We start from the raw sequence: 16,832 nt of genomic DNA on the forward strand, positions 1-16,832 counted from the left end.
TCCATGTATCTGGTCTGTGGTGAAGCGCTGTTCGATTTTTTTAGTGAGCCTGATACGAGTGGGCAAACCTCGAAGGTGAATTTCAAGGCGATTGCTGGCGGTTCGCCGTTCAACGTCGCGGTCGGCCTGCGCCGCCTTGGGGTCGACGCGGCATTGTTTGCCGGCTTGTCCAGCGACTACCTCGGGCGCCGCCTGCAACAGGTCCTGCAGGAGGAAGGTGTGCGCGCCGATTACCTGCTGGACTTCGATGCGCCGACCACCCTGGCGATGGTCGCAGTGGGTGCCAACGGCTCGCCCCATTACAGTTTCCGCGGTGAAGGCTGCGCCGATCGCCAATTGCTGCCGGGCCACCTGCCGAAGTTGGGTGACGAGGTGCGTGGTCTGCATATCGGCTCGTTTTCGCTGGTGGTGCAACCGATTGCCGACACCCTGCTGACCCTGGTGCAGCGGGAAAGTGGCCGGCGGCTGATCACCCTCGACCCTAATGTCAGACTCAACCCGGAACCGAATATCGAGCTGTGGCGCCAACGCATCGCAGCCCTGGCCGAGCATGCCGACATGATCAAGGTCAGCGACGAAGACCTGAACCTGCTCTACCCGGATCGCGACCCGCAGAGCATCGCCCGGGAGTGGCTGACCCAGCGCTGCCAACTGGTGTTCCTGACCCGTGGCACCGAGGGCGCCAGCGTCTACAGTCGCCAGCATGGCCACTGGTCGGTGCCGGCCCGCGAAGTCATTACCGCTGACACCGTCGGCGCCGGCGATACCTTCCAGGCAGCGCTGATCGCCTGGTTGACCGAACAGCAGCTTGATTCAGTGGAGGGGCTGCAACACCTGGACAAGGCACAGATCGACGCGATGCTGAACTTCGCGGTCAGCGCCGCAGCGATTACCTGCAGCCGCACCGGGCCGGACCTGCCCTATCGTCATCAGGTGGTGTAACAAGAGGACGTGTTGACCCGACCGACGGCGTGCATAACTGTCATTTCTGACAGGTGGCAAAGGGGTAGCAGTGGAGTTAACTGGCCCCGTCACTTGTAGAAAAGCCGTTACAGGTGAGCGAACCCTTTTGCTCATCAGGGATGGACCCAACATGAACAACCCTCTGAAGACTCCAGCCACCTCTCTATTGATGATCGGCGCCTTGTCCGCCAGCTTTATGCTGATGTCGGCACAAGGGGCCACCCTTCAACCCGTCGGCCCCACCACCGTCACTGCCAGCAGCCTGGCATTCTCGGTGAACAGCAACGGAACAATTGCCGGTGCCGTCGGCTCCGATACCCCTGGCGGACCCAATAGTGCCTGGGTGGCGCCGGGTGTCACGCTGACGCCATTGGTTCCCGGCGATTCGTGCCAGGCCACCAGCCTCAGCAACGAACCCAACGCCAGGGATGTGCTCGGTAGCTGTACCACCACGGCGGGGCCGGCAAAGGTCACCACCTGGTCATCCACGCTGAATAATCCGATGGAAAACAAACCCTTGTCGTTACTCGGCACTGGGCTGCTCCCCGACCCCAGCGCCCAGGCTACCGCCAGGAGCCGGGTCACGGGCCGTACCGCCGGCCAGAGTTTCGACAGTGCCGGACAAGCGGCAGCAGTCGTCTGGAATCAAGGCGCCGCCATCGCCCTGGCATTGCTTGACGTACCGCTGGTGCGGGACAACTGTCTACCGGTCGCCGTCAACGATCGGGCACTGAGTAATGTCGATATCGCCCTCAACTGCCCCAACCCCGATGGTACCGTGACACCCAAGCTCGCCACCAATGGCTTGCTTGGCTTTACCGTGGTCAACCTGCCGCTGCCAGCCAATAGTCACTGCGAAGCCGTGATGGTAAACACGGTCCGCGAGGTATTTGGCACCTGTGTCGACCCGGCGACCTCGCAACCGACCGCCACCTACTGGGCCACCCCATCCAGTGTGCCAAAGTTGCTGAACATGACCGGTCACCCGGCGAACCAGGCCAAATTCGCCAACAACCTGGGCTATGTCGCCGTCACCTATCAACTGGCCTCCGGCGGTTTTGGCGCGGCGCTCTGGCATCCAGCTACCAGTCAGATCTTCCTGGTCACCCCGGCAGCGAACATTGCCTCCCTGGCCATCGTCGGACTGGCGGACAGTAATCGGATATTGCTGAACCAGACGGACACCAGCCAGATCGTGACCGGGGCCACCTCGACGGTTGAAAACGGCGTGCAACCCCTGGGGCCCTTCCAGGGACAACCGGTCACCGGGGTCGACATCGACAGCAGCGGCAGTTATGCCGCAGCAAGTGCCACTGTCGGCGGCAAACAGGTCGCGCTCAAAGCAACCCTCCCTTGAGCGTCACACTCGACACCGGGGCCGCCACGGGCGGCACCGGATCAACCATGGGGTGAGTTGCCATCCTCCACCAACCCCCAATCCTGGGCATCCAACTCCTTCGCCGCGACCGGCGGCGCGGGAGGTGTCTTCTGCACGGTCAGGGCCGCGGTGTCCTGGTGCAATTTCAGGCGCAGGCGCAGGTTGTTCACCGAGTCGGCATTCTTCAATGCCTCTTCCTCATCGATCGCCCCCTCCACCACCAGCTCGAACAAGGCCGTATCGAAGGTCCGCATGCCAATGAGTTCGGACTTCTCCATGATGCCCTTGAGCTCGGAAAACTCGTTGCGCTTGATAAAGTCGCGCACCGTCGGCGTGCCCAGCATCACTTCCACCGCCGCCCGGCGCTTGCCGTCCAGGGTGGCGACCAGACGCTGTGAAACGAAGGCCTTGAGATTATTGCCCAGGTCATTGAGCAATTGCGGCCGACGGTCTTCCGGAAAGAAGTTGATGATGCGGTCCAGCGCCTGGTTGGCGTTGTTGGCGTGCAGGGTGGAGATCGCCAGGTGCCCGGTATCGGCGAACGCCAGGGCGTGCTCCATGGTTTCGCGGTCGCGGATCTCGCCGATCAGGATCACATCCGGCGCCTGGCGCAGGGTATTTTTCAGTGCCGCATGGAAACTGCGGGTGTCGACCCCGACTTCGCGCTGATTGATGATCGACTTCTTGTGCCGGTGGATATACTCCACAGGGTCTTCAATAGTGATGATATGGCCGCTGCTGTGGCGGTTGCGGTAATCGATCAAGGCCGCCAGGGAAGTCGACTTGCCCGAACCGGTGGCACCGACGAACAGGACCAGGCCACGCTTCTCCATAATGGTTTCGAGCAGGATCGGCGGTAGCTTGAGGTCTTCGAAACGAGGGATTTCCAGCTTGATGTTACGCGCCACGATGGACACTTCGTTGCGCTGCTTGAAGATATTGATCCGAAACCGCCCGACGCCGGGCAGGGACAGTGCCAGGTTCATTTCCAGTTCCCGTTCGAACTGCTGGCGCTGTTCGGCGTCCATGATACCGTCGGCAATGGCGGCGACTTCACCGAGCTTCAGCGATTCGGTGCCCAACGGCTTGAGCACGCCATTGAATTTGGCACAGGGTGGCGCGCCGGTGGAAAGATACAGGTCCGAACCATCCTGGGCGGCCAGGGTTTTCAGCAATGCGTGGATTTCCATGGCAACGATGTCCGCAATACAGTCAAAAAGAGGTAGAGCTATTAAGCTTGTGTCATTTCAATATGACGAATGTCTACAGCTTGGCGGGATAATAAGCCGCGGTGCAACCCAAAGCTTCATCTTCAAGGCAGGTTTATGAATGGATCTCTTGGTGGCGAACACGTCACCCGACTGGGCACCTGGGACTGGGATATCGACCAGGACCTGTTTGTTGCCGATGCCCACTTCGCCCAGCTGCACGGGGTTGACCCGGCGAATGCCAGCCAGACGCCCATCAGCGTCTATCTGGACAGCGTGCACCCCGACGACCGCGCCTTGGTGGCCCACGGCATCAAGCAGTGCCTGGAGCAGCACACCGAGCACGCCGAAGAATACCGGGTACTGCAGGCCGACGGCCAGGTCCGCTGGGTTTTCGCCCGCGGACGCTGCCACCTCGGGCCCCATGGTCGGGCGCGGCGTTTTGTCGGCGCGGCCCTGGACATCACCGAACACAAACGCACCGAAGAAGCCCTGCGCAACCTCAATGAAACCCTTGAGGAACGTGTCGCCCAACGTACCCGGGCACTGGCCGAATCCAATCAGCGCCTGCAAAGCGAGATGTTCGAACGCGAACGGGCCGAAGAAGCGCTGCGCCATGCGCAGAAAATGGAAGCCGTGGGCCAACTCACCGGCGGCATCGCCCATGACTTCAACAATATGCTCACCGGCATCATCGGCAGCCTGGACCTGATGCAACGCTACATCGCCGCCGGGCGCAGCGACGAGATCGGCCGTTTTGCCGACGCCGCCGTGAGTTCGGCGCAACGGGCCGCCGCGCTCACCCATCGGCTGCTGGCGTTTTCCCGCCGGCAATCGCTGGACCGCAAGCGCATCGAGCCCAATCGGTTGGTGCAATCGCTGGAAGAGCTGTTCAGCCGCACCAAGGGCGCCCATATCAGCTTGAAAGTCGAGTTGGGACAGGATGTGTGGCCGGTCAACACCGACACCGGGCAACTGGAAAGCGCCCTGCTCAACCTGGTGATCAACGCCCGCGACGCCATGCCCGAAGGCGGTGAGTTGCGCATCGTGACCGCCAACAGCTACCTGGGCGGCGGCGATATCAGCACCCTGGAACCGGTCAAGGCCGGCGACTACGTGATGATCGGCGTCAGCGACAACGGCACCGGCATGAGCCCGTTGATCCTGGCCAAGGCCTTCGACCCGTTCTTCACCACCAAACCCATCGGCCAGGGCACCGGCCTGGGCCTGTCGATGATCTACGGGTTTGCCCAGCAGTCCGGCGGACATGTCACCCTGGAAAGCGAACCGGGCAAAGGCACCTGCGTACGTTTGTACCTGCCGCGTTATCACGCTGCGCAAACTGAAGCGCCGCCATTGCCCCGGCCACTGGCGGAGTCTCCCCTGGCCGAGGTCGACGAGTCGGTGATGGTGGTGGAGGATGATCCGGCGGTACGCATGCTGGTGCTCAACGTCCTCGACGAGCTGGGGTACACCGTGCACCCGGCGGCGGATGCGCGAACTGCCTTGCCATTGCTCGAGTCGAGCCTGCGGATCGACCTGCTGGTGACCGATGTCGGCTTGCCGGGAATGAATGGGCGGCAATTGGCCGAAGTGGCCCGCCAGCACCGCCCGGGGCTCAAGGTGCTGTTCATGACCGGTTACGCGGAGAAGGCCGCCGAGCGCCAGGGTTTCCTGGAGCCCGGCATGGACCTGATCGCCAAGCCCTTTACCCTGGATGCCCTGGCCAACCGGGTGCGCGACATGATCGGGCAAACGTCCTGATGTTCAGGCATAATCCCGCGCCCGCCGCATGCCCCAACGCTTCAAGGTAACGAAACGATGAAAGCCCAAGCCCGTCATATCCTGGTCAAGACCGCCGAGGAAGCCGAACAACTCAAGCAACGCATCGCCAAGGGCGACGCCTTCGATGTGTTGGCCAAGAAGTACTCCACCTGCCCGTCCGGCAAGCGTGGCGGCGACCTGGGTGAAGTCCGCCCGGGGCAGATGGTGGGTGCCATCGACCAGGTGATTTTCAAGAAGCCGCTGCGAACCGTGCATGGTCCGATCAAGAGCAAATTCGGCTATCACCTGGTGCAAGTCTTTTACCGCGACTGAAGCCGATATCACTTGTGGCGAGCGAGCTTGCCCGCTCACCACACTCTCAGTCTCGCGGAATCAGCGCCCCACGCACCTGAATCACCCGACTTGCCAGCCGATGCCCGGCCAACGCCGCCGAATGAGGATCACCGCCGGTCAAGCGGCTGGCCAGGTACGCGGCACTGAACGAGTCCCCCGCTGCCGTGGTATCCACCACCGTCTCGACCTTCTGTGCCGGCACGTCGAACGCCTCGTCCGCGCAGCGAATCAGACAACTTTCGGCACCGCGCTTGATCACCACTTCAGGTATACCGATGTTTTCGTAGGCGCGGAACACCGCCTCGCCATCGGCATAGTCAAACAGCGCCTGCTCGTCTTCCAGGGTCAGCAAGGCCAGGTCGACATAGGGCAATACCGAACGATACGCCATACGCGCCTGCTCGACATTCGCCCAGAGCCGCGGCCGGTAGTTGTTGTCGAAAACCACCCGGGTGTCGCCCCGACGGGCCTCTTGCAGCAGCGCAATGAGCTTTTCCCGCCCCAGTTCGCCCAGCACCGCCAGGGTAATGCCGCTGAAATACAGCACGTCATAATCCGCCAAGGCCTCCAGCACTGGCGCGGCGCTCGGCGCGGTGAAACAGTCGCGCACGGCCGCTTCGTTGCGCCAGTAAAGAAAGCGCCGCTCCCCCTGGGCGTCGGTCTGGATGCAGTACAACCCGGGCAAGCGTCCTGGCAGGCGTTGAACCAGGTCCAGGCCGATACCTTCCTCAAGCCAGATCCGGCACATGCTGTCGCTGAAGCTGTCGTCGCCCAGGGCGGTGACATAGTCCACCGACGCCCGCTGACCCAGTTCGCGGGACAGGTAGACGGCAGTGTTCAAGGTATCGCCGCCAAAGCTCTGGTGCAGGCTGCCGTCGGCATGTTGTTGCAGTTCGATCATGCATTCGCCGATCAGGGCGATGCGCGGTGGGGGCAGGGTCAATGGGGTCATTCTGGGAGTCTCGCGATGTCTGTCAGAACGTCATCGCGAGCGAGCTTGCTCCTACAGTCTCCGGGTCGTACATGAGGCTTGTGCACGGTCGAAGCCTGTAGGAGCCAGCTTGCTCGCGATAGCGATATCGGCTTAGAAACAGGTCTCGAAGGTTTCGATCACGCTCATCTGCTCATCGACAATGCAGCCAACCCGCCACTTGTCGAACGTCAGGCACGGATGGGAGGTGCCAAACGAGACGATATCCCCGACCTTCAGCGTGCAACCCGGCGCTACCGTCATGAACGCATGCTGGTCCATCACCGCCGTGACCTTGCAGGCACTGACATCCTCGCCCACCGCCGGCAATACACCCGGCTGGTAACGCAACAACGGCACCGGCAACCCGGCGTCGAACGCCACATCGCGCTTGCCCAGGGCGATCACCGCAAAGCCTGGCTCCGGCATCGATTGCACATGGGCCCAGACTTCCAGTGCCGGGCGCAAGCCCTCGCTCAAATCCCCCCGACGATGCAGCACGCAGCACTGGGCATCCTTGTAGATGCCATGGTCGTGGGCGACATAACTACCCGGGCGCAACACGCTGAGAAAACGCCCATCGGCGTCCTGGGCTTCAAACTCTTCGGCGATCAGGTCATACCAGGCCGAGCCCGAGGCGGTGATAATCGGCTTGCCGATATCAAACGAGCCGTTGTTCTGCAAGTCCACCGCCAGCCGCACCAGGGAACCGGCGAAGGCCCGAATCCCGCTCTCGGCCTGGTCGCCGTGAATCACCCCTTCATAACCTTCGATACCGGTCAGCGCCAACGCCGGCTGGGCCTTGATGGCCCGGGCCAGGTCCAGCACCTCCTGCTCGCTGCGGCAACCGCAACGACCGCCGACCACACCGTACTCGATCATCACATTCAAGCGCAGGCCGCGTTCGGCAAAAAAAGCCCCGAGCGCCGCGACGTTGTCCGGGTGATCGACCATGCAATGAAATTCGAACTGCTTGTCGGCCAGCAACCCGGCGATCAGCGCCATGTTCGCCGCACCCACCAGTTGGTTGGCCATCAGCACCCGCCGTACACCCGCCGCATAGGCGGCACGGGTCTGCACGGCAGTCGCCAGGGTGATCCCCCAGGCTCCGGCGGCCAGCTGCCGACCGAACAGCGCCGGCACCATGCTGGTCTTGCCGTGGGGCGCCAGTTCCGCGCCGCTACGGCTGACAAAATCCTGCATCCAGCGAATATTGTGCTCCAGGGCGTCGCGGTGGAGCACCAGGGCCGGCAGGCTGACGTCGCTCACCAAATGGGCGCCAACGTTGGCGGCGCCTTTTTCCACGGCGGCGAAGTTCAAGGCAGTAGACATTTCAAACTCCTTATCGGCGGCGCCCTTGGCGGCCGCGCTAGTCGTTGATGCGACGGGCCAGGTTGTTCGCGCTCTCGATCAGGACCCGGCGATAGTCGTTGTAGTGGGTCTTGGCATCGGCCCGCGGGGCGACGATGCACAAGGTCGCAATGCAAATGCCCCGCTCGTCCTTGACCGGCGCGGCGAAACAGTGGGTAAAGGTGTCGGCGACACTGTCGAAGGAAAAGAAACCATCGATCCCGGCCTGGCGAATTTCCTTGAGAAAAACCTCCAACGGCAGGCGCTCGCCGCCCGGCAGGATGAAGTCGTCGTAGTCGATCAGGTCGATGATTTGCTGGTCGCTCAGGTGCGCCAGCAACAGGCGACCGGATGCGGTCCAGGGAATCGGCGCGTTTTCACCGATGTCCGAGGAAATCCGGAAATGCCGCTCGCCTTCCTTCATCAGCGCCACGGTGTACTTGCGCCCGTTGAGCAGGCACATCTGCGCGGTTTCCCGGGTCTGGCTGACGATCTCCTGCAGGGCGTGATCGGCTTCGCGGCTCAGGTCGAAATGGCGCAGGTGCGCCTGGCCGAGAAAGTACAGCTGCCGGCCCAGGTAGACATGGCCCTCCTTGCCGACCGACTCGAGGATGCGCCGTTCCAACAGCGACGCCACCAGTTCATAGACCGTGGATTTCGGGCTGCCGATACCGCTGGCGATATCGTTGGGACGCAGGGGCTGGCCGACTTCCTTGAGGTAATCGAGGATATCGAACGCCCGGTCGAGCCCTTTTGCCCGGCGCTTGATGGTGTCTTCGGTCATGTCAGTGCCATCCCATTGGAAAATTTGCCGGGGAGTTTACCCATTGTCCAGCGGCGACCGTTAGGCCGCCGTCGAGGCCATCAGGCTTTCACTTCTTCTTGTACGCGATGCAATCGATCTCGACCTTGCAGTCGACCATCATGTGCGCCTGGACACAGGCCCGCGCCGGAGCGTGCTCGGACTTGAAGTACTCGGAAAACACCTTGTTGAAGCTCCAGAAATCCCGTGGGTCTTCCAGCCAGACACCGGCGCGCACCACATCTTCCAGGCCATAACCGGCCTCTTCGAGAATCGCGATCAGGTTCTTCATGGTCTGGTGAGTCTGCTCGACGATGCCGCCGACAATGATTTCACCATTCAACGCCGGCACCTGGCCGGACACATGCAACCAGCCATCGGCTTCGACGGCACGGGCAAAAGGACGCGGCTGACCGCCACCCGCGGTGCTGCCGGTGCCATAACGAGTAATGCTCATACTGTTCTCCTTGAATAAAAAGTCAAAAACGGGTGTTTTTCAGAAATTCCGCGAGACGCGGCGACTGCGGACGCTCGAACAGTTCTTTGGGTGGCCCCTGTTCTTCAATGCGCCCCTGGTTCATGAATACGATCTTGTCCGAAACCTCAAAGGCAAAGCGCATCTCGTGGGTGACCAGCAACATGGTCATGCCCTCTTCCGCCAACCCCTTGATCACCGCCAACACTTCACCGACCAGCTCCGGATCGAGGGCCGAGGTCACTTCGTCGAACAGCATCAGGCTCGGGTTCATCGCGATGGCCCGGGCAATCGCCACCCGTTGCTGCTGACCGCCGGACAACTGCCCGGGAAAGTGATTGCGCCGCTCCAGCAGGCCGACCCGCTCCAGCCATTTCTCCGCCAGCGCCACAGCCTGGTCCTTGGGCAGCTTCTTGACCTTGAGCAGGCCCAGGGTCACGTTCTGCAAGGCCGTGAGGTGTGGAAACAGGTTGAACTGCTGGAATGCCATACCGGTCATGGCGCGGTGCTGGGCGATGACTTTTTCCGGATGGCGGACGCGCTTGCCGTTCACTTCGCTGTAGCCGATGGACTCGCCGTCCAGGGTGATCTGGCCGCCCTGGAACTCTTCCAGCAGGTTCACGCAGCGCAGCAGCGTGGTCTTGCCCGAACCACTGGAGCCGATCAGCGTGACCACGTTGCCACGCTGCATCTCCAGATCGACGCCCTTGAGCACTTCGAGCTTGCCGTATTGTTTGTGCAGCCCGCGAATGCTGAGCAGTGCTTGAGAATCAGTCGTCATGGCAAAGCCACCCGCTTTTCGATAGACCGACCGAGCAACTCGATCGCGTAGTTGATGATGAAGAACAGGAAACCGGCGAACAGGTAGAACTCCAGGGTCATGAAGGTCCGCGCGATCACCTGCTGGGTGCTGAGCAGCAACTCGGCGACGCCAATGACCGAGAGCAGGGTCGAAGCCTTGACGATCTCGGTGGACGAGTTGACCCAGGTCGGCAGGATCTGCCGCAGTGCCTGGGGTAGCAGCACATAACCCAGAGATTGGCGGAAAGTCAGGCCGATGGCCTTGCTCGCTTCCATCTGCCCGCGGGGAATGGCTTGCATCGAGCCCCGCACGATCTCCGCCACGTGGGAGCCACAGAACAGTGTCAGGCCCAGGGCGCCGGCCTGGAAGGCGCTGATCTGCCAACCCAGGGCCGGGGCCATGTAGAAGCAGGCGAGGACCAGCACGAACACCGGAGTGCCGCGAATCAGGTCGACGTACAGGCGAAACGGCGCGCGCATCCAGAACTTGCCGTAGGTCAGCACCAGCCCGGCGACAATGCCGATCAGGGTGCCGCAGACAATCGCCAGGGCCGAACAGGCGACCGTGGTCTGGAAACCCTCCCAGAGGGTTTCCCGGGCGATCCACAACTCATGCCACCAACTTTGCGATTCGTACATGAGTGCCTCCTATCGGCGGATCGCCAGACGCTGCTCGAGGTAACGCAGGATCAGGGCAATGAGGTAACAGGCCACGACATAGAGCGCCGTGGTGACCATCCAGGTTTCGATCACCCGGTAGCTTTCCACGTTGATCTTGCGGGCGTGATAGGTCAGCTCCGGCACGGCGATGGCCGCCGCCAGGGAGGTGTCCTTGAACAGGGAAATGAAGTTGTTGGACAGCGCCGGCAGCACGTTGCGCAACATCACCGGTACCGTGACGTAGGCCCGTACCTGCCATTCGCCGAGGCCGATGGCCAGTCCGGCTTCACGCTGGCCCTTGGGAATGCTCAACAGGCCGGCGCGGAACACCTCGGTCAGGTACGCCCCGGCATACAACGACAGGGTGACGATAAACGAGGGAATCTTGTCCAGCCGGATGCCGAGGCTCGGCATGGCAAAGTAGATCAACAGGATCAACACCAGGATCGGCGTGTTGCGGATCACCGTCACATACACCGAGGCCAGCAGCCGTAATGCGCGATGCTTGCTGAGCAAGGCAAACGCCATCATCAGGCCGATCACGCAACCGATGGCGATGGACACCAGGGCCAGTTCCAGGCCCAGGCCCAGTCCCGCCAGCAAGGTGTCGAAATCGCGCCAGACGGCGGCAAAATTCAACTGATAGTTCATGGTTCGCAGTACCTTCGACCGGGCGCCCTATGGGCGCCCTGCCCTTCATTTCATTGGAAACGTAGCGAGCGAAGGAAAGACAAGGCGAAAAGAGGCGAGAAAGCGGAGTTGACTTTAGTCAATGAGCATTTCGAGCTTCTTTTCAACGCAGTATTTCCGAGCGCAGTAGTTTTCACTTGAATTCGACTGGGAAACCGATTTCCGGGGATGGAAGATCGACGCCGAACCATTTTTTGAAGGACGCCGCGTAGGTTGGGAACTCGACACCGGTCATGGCTTCATGCAGCGCGGTGTTGACGAAGTTCAGCCAGTCCTGGTCGCCGCGTTTGACCGCGCACGCGTAAGTCTGTGGGCTCCAGGCAAACGCCGGACTGCGATACATGCCAGGTTTCTGCACCATCAGGTACTTGACCGAGGACTGGTCGGTGGCGGCGGCATCGGCGCGGCCGGTGCTCATGGCCTGGTACATCAGGTCAACACTGTCGTACTGGTCGACCTTGGCCTTGGGCAGTGCCTGGTGCACCAGTTCCTCGGCGTAGACGTTCTGCAGCACGGCCACGGTAACGCCGTCGCCGGCAGCGCGCAGGCTGTCGATTTCCTTGTACTTGCTATTGGCCGGCAGCAGCAGTGCGACACCCTCACGGTAGTACGGCAGGGTGAAGGCGACCTGCTGGGCACGGCTGGCGGTAACGGTGATGAACTGGCAACTGATGTCGACCTTGTCGGTCAGCAGGTTGGGAATCCGCGCATCGGAAGACTGCACCACGTATTCGACTTTGCTCGGGTCATTGAACAGGCCCTTGGCGATCATGCCGCCGATATCGATATCGAACCCCTGCAACTTGCCGTCGGCGCCCTGGAAGTGCCACGGCGCGTTGGTGCTGCCAGTGCCTACAATCAGGTGACCGCGCTTGAGCACGCTATCGAGCTTGCTGTCCGCTGCTTGCGCAGCCACCGCCGCCGAAGCCGCAAGAAGAAAGACACAGGCTTTAAACAAGGAAAGTCCACGCTGCATGACGTTGCACTCCGATGATGTGTATTCCGCTACAGCGGAACTTAGTATGTAACAACGGAATACAGAGCAGAAAGTGTGCCACAGGCTTCAGCGCCGCCGCAGCCAGACCTGAATATCCATTAAAATCAATGAGATATATTTTCGTGCCGGTGGAGTGTTACAGAGAGTGGCAAAGCGCCGTGCTACGGAAGGCCACGCCAGGGTGGGTGTGAAGGCCCCAAAGCGGTGCGGGATGTGGGTGATTTGGGGGCAGGTTACCGATTGTCGGCAATTTAATTAGCAAGCTAATTAAAAGCCCTGCACTTAATTCAAAATTAATCCTGGGCGCGGAAAGTGAAGTCAACCGCGCTCGCTCAGGCTCATCCCTGATGCCCTCCGCGGCACCTCCAACGTCGTTGCGGCGCTGGATGGAACCTCAAGCCTGCTTCGGAGAAACACCATGAACCTACGTACCCTGCTGATGACCGGCACCCTGGCTCTCTCGGCTTTCGCCGGCATGGCCCAGGCCGATACCACGGCCGCCAAACCCGTACCTTATCAATACGGCATGCACCTGGACATCGCCAAGGTGGTGTCGATGAACGAACAACCTTCCCGGCAATGCAAAGTGGTCAAGGCCGATATGAAATACATCGACAGTGCCGGTCGCCCTGAAGACATGACCTACAGCAAAATGTCGGACTCCTGCGAATTCAATAACTGATCCCGCAAACACCGCGACCACTGATTCCCCCTACAGGGCCTCGGTAACACGATACTTTTCGGTGAGACGCGATCCCGTGGGAGCTGGCTTGCTGGCGATGGCGGCAGCAAGCTCGATGCAGACTTGCTGGCCTCATCGCTGGCAAGCCAGCTCCCACAATTGAGCGTCAGCGGGAAAGAGACTATCGACGCAAACGCAGTGCCAGACGCTCGTTCGAGCGCAATCCTCCGCCGTCAACACCCCCGCCATTCAGCCATCACTTGGCAATTACTGATCAAATCTGTTTAGTAATGAGTATCATTATGTTACAAGTTACCATCTTCTCTTACTGTGGTGCGTTGTCGAATGCTGGTTCCCTTCCTGATCATGCTGCGCGAAGGCATTGAAGCCGCGCTTATCGTTGGCATCATCGCCAGTTACCTCAAGCAGACTGGCCGGGGTCAGTGGATGCCTGCAGTGTGGATCGGGGTGTTTCTCGCCGCCGCCCTCGCCCTGCTGGTCGGCGGTGGCCTGGAGCTGGTCAGTGCCGAATTCCCGCAGAAACAACAGGAACTCTTCGAAGGCGTTGTCGGGCTGGTGGCCGTAGGCATCCTCAGCTCGATGGTGTTCTGGATGCGCAAGGTCGCCCGGTCCATCAAGCACGCCCTGCACGAATCCCTCGACCACGCCCTCGCCGGTTCCAAGCACCAGGTCTGGGCGCTGATTGCCATGGTGTTTTTCGCCGTGGCCCGTGAAGGCCTGGAAACCGTGTTCTTCCTGCTGGCGGTGTTCCAGCAGAGCGAAGGCCCGGGCGCGCCCATCGGCGCCCTGCTCGGCCTGATCCTGGCGATTTTCGTCGGTTTCGCCATCTACAGCGGCAGCATGCGCCTGAACCTGGGCCTGTTCTTCCGCTGGACCGGCCTGTTCATCCTGGTGGTCGCCGCCGGCATCCTCGCCAACTCGGTCCAGGCCCTGCATGAAGCCGGCCTGTGGAACCACCTGCAAACCGTGGTCTTCGACATCAGCGCCACGCTGCCGATGGACGGTCCGGCGGGCTCGGTCCTGGCTGGCATGTTCGGTTACCAGGATGCGCCGACGGTCAGCGTCCTCGGTGCCTACCTGCTGTACCTGGTGATCACCCTGGTGCTGTTTTTCCTCCCGACCGCAGCACCGGCGCCCAAGCACACTTCTTCCGTTCCCAACCAGTAAGGCTCCCCATGTCCAACCCTGCAACTGGCAAACCGCCCCAAGCCCTGCGCTGGGCGGTAGCCGGCTCGGTGATCGTGATGATCGCGGCCGGTGGACTGTTCTACTACGCCTCGCAACTGGCCGCGAGCAAGCGCCAGGCCCATCACAACGAAATCACCGTGACCATCCAGGCCCACGGCTGCGAGCCGAACGCCCTGAGCGTGCCGGCCGGGCAGAACAGCTTCCGCATCCTCAACAGTTCACAACGCGCGGTCGAGTGGGAAATCCTCGACGGTGTGCTGGTGCTCGAAGAGCGCGAGAACATCGCCCCGGGCCTGAGCCAGGTGATCAACGCCAACCTGCAACCCGGCGACTACGCCATTACCTGCGGGCTGCTGAGCAATCCCCGCGGCACCTTGCACGTGACGCCGACGGCCGCTTCCGAGGCCGCGGCCAAGGCACGTCCGTCGCTGACCGCTTTTATCGGCCCGTTGTCGGAGTTCCGTGTGTACCTGAGCAGCCAGAGCGGCGCGCTGATCAAGGCCGTCGACGCCCTGGAACAGGCGATTGCCGCCGGCGACCTGACTCAGGCCCAGGCCCTTTATGCGCCGGCCCGTGCCGCCTATCAACGTCTGGCCCCCGCCGCCCAGCGTCTCGCCGAACTGGATAACGCGATCAACGCCCGCGCCGACTATTACGAAAAACGCGAGCAGGACCCGGGCTTCGGCGGCTTCCACCGCCTCGAATACGGCCTGTTCCAACAGCGCAACCTCGATGGCCTGCTGCCGGTCGCCCAGCACCTGCAAGCCGATGTCGCCAACCTCAAGCAACAACTGCTGGCTCAGTCGCTGCCGCCGGAACAACTGGTCAGCGTCGTCGTCCGCAGCCTGCGCAGCATGGCCGACACCCGGGCCAGCAGCGGCGAAGAAGAACGCTACAGCCACGTCGACCTGGACGGCTTCGCCGCCAACCTGCAAGCCGCGCAAAAGGTCATCGACCTGATGCGACCGCTGCTGGTCAAGTCCTCCGGCGACCTGCTGGTGAAGATCGACGATGCCGCCGTGGCCCTGGACGCCGAATTCAACGGCCTGCGCAACGCCAACGGCTACGTCACCTACGACACCGTGAGTGCCGCGCAACGCCAGCAGATCAGCGACAAGGCCAAGGCACTGGCCGATGCACTCGATGGAATCGACCCCGCCCTCGGCCTTTCCGGCCTGTGAACAAGCAGACGATACGAACATGAGCGATTCAGAACACAACAACGCCGAATTTTCCGCCCAGCGCCGCCGCGTCCTGCTGGGCATGGGCGTGGCCGGTGCCGCCCTGGCCGGTAGCGCCCTGAGCTGCCCGGTCATGGCCGCCGGCCAGGCGCAAGCCCAGGTCACCGAAGCTCCGAGCAGCGACAAGACCGAGGACCGCCACGACTTCCACGGCAAGCACCAGACTGGCATCGTCACCCCGCGTCCAGCCGCCGGCATGATCGTCTCCTTTGACGTCCTGGCCAGTGACAGCGAGGAACTCGAGCGCCTGTTCAAGACCCTGAACAAACGCATCGCCTTCCTCATGAGCGGCGGCGCGGTAAAACAGGTCGATGAAAAACTGCCGCCCCTGGATTCCGGGATTCTCGGCCCAGTGGTCACTCCGGACAACCTGACCATCACCGTCGCGGTGGGTGAGTCGCTGTTCGACGAGCGTTACGGCCTGGCCGGCGTCAAACCCAAGCACCTGATCCGCATGGTCGGTTTCCCCAACGACGCACTGCAGCCGGAACTGTGCCACGGCGACCTGAGCATCCAGTTCTGCTCCAACACCCCGGACACCAACATTCACGCCCTGCGCGATATCGTCAAGAACACCCCGGATCTGCTGCTGGTGCGCTGGAAACAGGAAGGCACGGTACCGGCCCAGGCGCCGCTCAAGGCCGGCGAGCCGGCCCAGAGCGCACGCAACTTCCTCGGTTTCCGTGACGGCTCGGCCAACCCGGACTCCAACGATAACAGCGCCATGGACAAAATCGTCTGGGTCCAGCCCGGGGCCAGTGAACCGGCCTGGGCCGTGGCCGGCAGCTATCAGGCGGTGCGGATCATCCGCAACCTGGTAGAACGCTGGGACCGCACGCCACTGCAGGAACAACAAAGCATCATCGGCCGGGTCAAGACCACCGGCGCCCCCATGGGCGGCCAGACGGAAGCCCAGGTCCCCGACTACGCCAAGGACCCGGAAGGCAAGTTGACCAAGCTCGATGCGCATATCCGCCTGGCCAACCCGCGGACCGCCGAAACCCAGCGCAACCTGATCCTGCGCCGCCCCTTCAACTACTCCAATGGTGTGAGCAAGAACGGCCAGCTGGAAATGGGGCTGCTGTTCATCTGTTACCAGTCGGATCTGGCACAAGGCTTTATCGCCGTGCAAACCCGGCTCAATGGCGAACCCCTGGAGGAATACCTCAAGCCTATCGGCGGCGGCTATTTCTTCACCCTGCCGGGTGTCACGGACGATCAGGACTTTATCGGTCGCTCACTGCTTTCAGCTGTAAAACAAAAAACCACCGCTTGACCCTTAACTCAC

General features: G+C 61.8%; 16 protein-coding genes and 1 pseudogene. 8 read left to right on the forward strand and 9 right to left on the reverse strand.

The window, feature by feature from the left end; all coding sequences use genetic code 11:
• The first annotated feature begins 3 nt into the window (after positions 1–3).
• A complete protein-coding gene (locus tag HX866_RS09175) occupies positions 4–942 on the forward strand; it encodes a carbohydrate kinase family protein (protein ID WP_177139156.1) in 939 nt (312 codons plus the stop codon).
• A gap of 151 nt (positions 943–1,093) precedes the next feature.
• Positions 1,094–2,320: a hypothetical protein gene (locus tag HX866_RS09180; protein ID WP_177101686.1), complete on the forward strand. Its 1,227-nt coding sequence runs from the start codon at positions 1,094–1,096 to the stop codon at positions 2,318–2,320.
• 41 nt (positions 2,321–2,361) lie between these two features.
• Here HX866_RS09180 and HX866_RS09185 read toward each other — a convergent pair whose 3' ends face one another.
• On the reverse strand, positions 2,362–3,531 hold the full coding sequence (locus tag HX866_RS09185) for a PilT/PilU family type 4a pilus ATPase (protein ID WP_177101684.1): 1,170 nt from the start codon (positions 3,529–3,531) through the stop codon (positions 2,362–2,364).
• Positions 3,532–3,702: 171 nt separating this feature from the next.
• On the opposite strand from HX866_RS09185, the pseudogene HX866_RS09190 reads away from it, so the two are divergent.
• Both HX866_RS09190 and HX866_RS09195 read left to right on the forward strand, forming a co-directional pair.
• Positions 3,703–5,313: pseudogene (locus HX866_RS09190) on the forward strand (ATP-binding protein); the annotation flags it as partial.
• A gap of 57 nt (positions 5,314–5,370) precedes the next feature.
• Positions 5,371–5,646: a peptidylprolyl isomerase gene (locus HX866_RS09195; protein ID WP_177098009.1), complete on the forward strand. Its 276-nt coding sequence runs from the start codon at positions 5,371–5,373 to the stop codon at positions 5,644–5,646.
• A 46-nt stretch (positions 5,647–5,692) separates the two neighbouring features.
• On the opposite strand, the gene HX866_RS09200 is transcribed toward HX866_RS09195, so the two are convergent.
• The 8 genes from HX866_RS09200 to HX866_RS09235 all read right to left on the reverse strand — a co-directional run bounded on the left by HX866_RS09200 (position 5,693) and on the right by HX866_RS09235 (position 12,391).
• Positions 5,693–6,619 (reverse strand): sugar kinase, encoded by a 927-nt coding sequence (locus HX866_RS09200; RefSeq protein WP_177125282.1) that lies wholly within the window; start codon positions 6,617–6,619, stop codon positions 5,693–5,695.
• A 132-nt stretch (positions 6,620–6,751) separates the two neighbouring features.
• Positions 6,752–7,969 (reverse strand): amino acid deaminase, encoded by a 1,218-nt coding sequence (locus HX866_RS09205; protein ID WP_177098011.1) that lies wholly within the window; start codon positions 7,967–7,969, stop codon positions 6,752–6,754.
• Positions 7,970–8,006: 37 nt separating this feature from the next.
• Positions 8,007–8,771: an IclR family transcriptional regulator gene (locus HX866_RS09210; RefSeq protein ID WP_177098012.1), complete on the reverse strand. Its 765-nt coding sequence runs from the start codon at positions 8,769–8,771 to the stop codon at positions 8,007–8,009.
• Between the two features lie 88 nt (positions 8,772–8,859).
• Positions 8,860–9,246, reverse strand: a complete 387-nt coding sequence (locus HX866_RS09215; RefSeq protein ID WP_177098013.1) for a RidA family protein — start codon at positions 9,244–9,246, stop codon at positions 8,860–8,862.
• Positions 9,247–9,268: 22 nt separating this feature from the next.
• Positions 9,269–10,045, reverse strand: coding sequence for an amino acid ABC transporter ATP-binding protein (locus HX866_RS09220; RefSeq protein ID WP_121140784.1), 777 nt, complete (start codon positions 10,043–10,045; stop codon positions 9,269–9,271).
• Positions 10,042–10,704 (reverse strand): amino acid ABC transporter permease, encoded by a 663-nt coding sequence (locus HX866_RS09225; protein WP_177098014.1) that lies wholly within the window; start codon positions 10,702–10,704, stop codon positions 10,042–10,044. The genes HX866_RS09220 and HX866_RS09225 overlap by 4 nt, the downstream gene beginning before the upstream one ends.
• A 9-nt stretch (positions 10,705–10,713) precedes the next feature.
• Positions 10,714–11,376 carry an amino acid ABC transporter permease gene (locus HX866_RS09230; RefSeq protein ID WP_177098015.1) on the reverse strand — a complete coding sequence of 221 codons (663 nt, stop codon included), beginning with the start codon at positions 11,374–11,376 and terminating at the stop codon, positions 10,714–10,716.
• A 172-nt stretch (positions 11,377–11,548) separates the two neighbouring features.
• Positions 11,549–12,391, reverse strand: a complete 843-nt coding sequence (locus HX866_RS09235) for a transporter substrate-binding domain-containing protein (RefSeq protein ID WP_177098016.1) — start codon at positions 12,389–12,391, stop codon at positions 11,549–11,551.
• Between the two features lie 439 nt (positions 12,392–12,830).
• On the opposite strand from HX866_RS09235, the gene HX866_RS09240 reads away from it, so the two are divergent.
• The 4 genes from HX866_RS09240 (at position 12,831) to efeB (ending at position 16,820) form a co-directional block, all read left to right on the forward strand.
• Positions 12,831–13,094, forward strand: coding sequence for a DUF2790 domain-containing protein (locus tag HX866_RS09240; protein ID WP_177098017.1), 264 nt, complete (start codon positions 12,831–12,833; stop codon positions 13,092–13,094).
• A 345-nt stretch (positions 13,095–13,439) separates the two neighbouring features.
• Positions 13,440–14,282, forward strand: a complete 843-nt coding sequence (gene efeU, locus HX866_RS09245; RefSeq protein WP_177139158.1) for an iron uptake transporter permease EfeU — start codon at positions 13,440–13,442, stop codon at positions 14,280–14,282.
• 8 nt (positions 14,283–14,290) lie between these two features.
• Positions 14,291–15,484, forward strand: a complete 1,194-nt coding sequence (gene efeO / locus HX866_RS09250) for an iron uptake system protein EfeO (protein WP_177125357.1) — start codon at positions 14,291–14,293, stop codon at positions 15,482–15,484.
• Positions 15,485–15,503: 19 nt separating this feature from the next.
• A complete protein-coding gene (efeB, locus tag HX866_RS09255; protein ID WP_177125358.1) occupies positions 15,504–16,820 on the forward strand; it encodes an iron uptake transporter deferrochelatase/peroxidase subunit in 1,317 nt (438 codons plus the stop codon).
• Positions 16,821–16,832: the final 12 nt, after the last annotated feature.

It is taken from the genome of Pseudomonas gingeri, assembly GCF_013386165.1.
GTDB lineage: Bacteria > Pseudomonadota > Gammaproteobacteria > Pseudomonadales > Pseudomonadaceae > Aquipseudomonas > Aquipseudomonas gingeri_C.

Coding starts and splice junctions, on each gene's coding strand:
- HX866_RS09175 (WP_177139156.1), top strand. CDS start 4: ATGTATCTGGTCTGTGGTGAAGCGCTGTTCGATTTTTTTAGTGAGCCT.
- HX866_RS09180 (WP_177101686.1), top strand. CDS start 1,094: ATGAACAACCCTCTGAAGACTCCAGCCACCTCTCTATTGATGATCGGC.
- HX866_RS09185 (WP_177101684.1), bottom strand. CDS start 3,531: ATGGAAATCCACGCATTGCTGAAAACCCTGGCCGCCCAGGATGGTTCG.
- HX866_RS09195 (WP_177098009.1), top strand. CDS start 5,371: ATGAAAGCCCAAGCCCGTCATATCCTGGTCAAGACCGCCGAGGAAGCC.
- HX866_RS09200 (WP_177125282.1), bottom strand. CDS start 6,619: ATGACCCCATTGACCCTGCCCCCACCGCGCATCGCCCTGATCGGCGAA.
- HX866_RS09205 (WP_177098011.1), bottom strand. CDS start 7,969: ATGTCTACTGCCTTGAACTTCGCCGCCGTGGAAAAAGGCGCCGCCAAC.
- HX866_RS09210 (WP_177098012.1), bottom strand. CDS start 8,771: ATGACCGAAGACACCATCAAGCGCCGGGCAAAAGGGCTCGACCGGGCG.
- HX866_RS09215 (WP_177098013.1), bottom strand. CDS start 9,246: ATGAGCATTACTCGTTATGGCACCGGCAGCACCGCGGGTGGCGGTCAG.
- HX866_RS09220 (WP_121140784.1), bottom strand. CDS start 10,045: ATGACGACTGATTCTCAAGCACTGCTCAGCATTCGCGGGCTGCACAAA.
- HX866_RS09225 (WP_177098014.1), bottom strand. CDS start 10,704: ATGTACGAATCGCAAAGTTGGTGGCATGAGTTGTGGATCGCCCGGGAA.
- HX866_RS09230 (WP_177098015.1), bottom strand. CDS start 11,376: ATGAACTATCAGTTGAATTTTGCCGCCGTCTGGCGCGATTTCGACACC.
- HX866_RS09235 (WP_177098016.1), bottom strand. CDS start 12,391: ATGCAGCGTGGACTTTCCTTGTTTAAAGCCTGTGTCTTTCTTCTTGCG.
- HX866_RS09240 (WP_177098017.1), top strand. CDS start 12,831: ATGAACCTACGTACCCTGCTGATGACCGGCACCCTGGCTCTCTCGGCT.
- efeU (WP_177139158.1), top strand. CDS start 13,440: ATGCTGGTTCCCTTCCTGATCATGCTGCGCGAAGGCATTGAAGCCGCG.
- efeO (WP_177125357.1), top strand. CDS start 14,291: ATGTCCAACCCTGCAACTGGCAAACCGCCCCAAGCCCTGCGCTGGGCG.
- efeB (WP_177125358.1), top strand. CDS start 15,504: ATGAGCGATTCAGAACACAACAACGCCGAATTTTCCGCCCAGCGCCGC.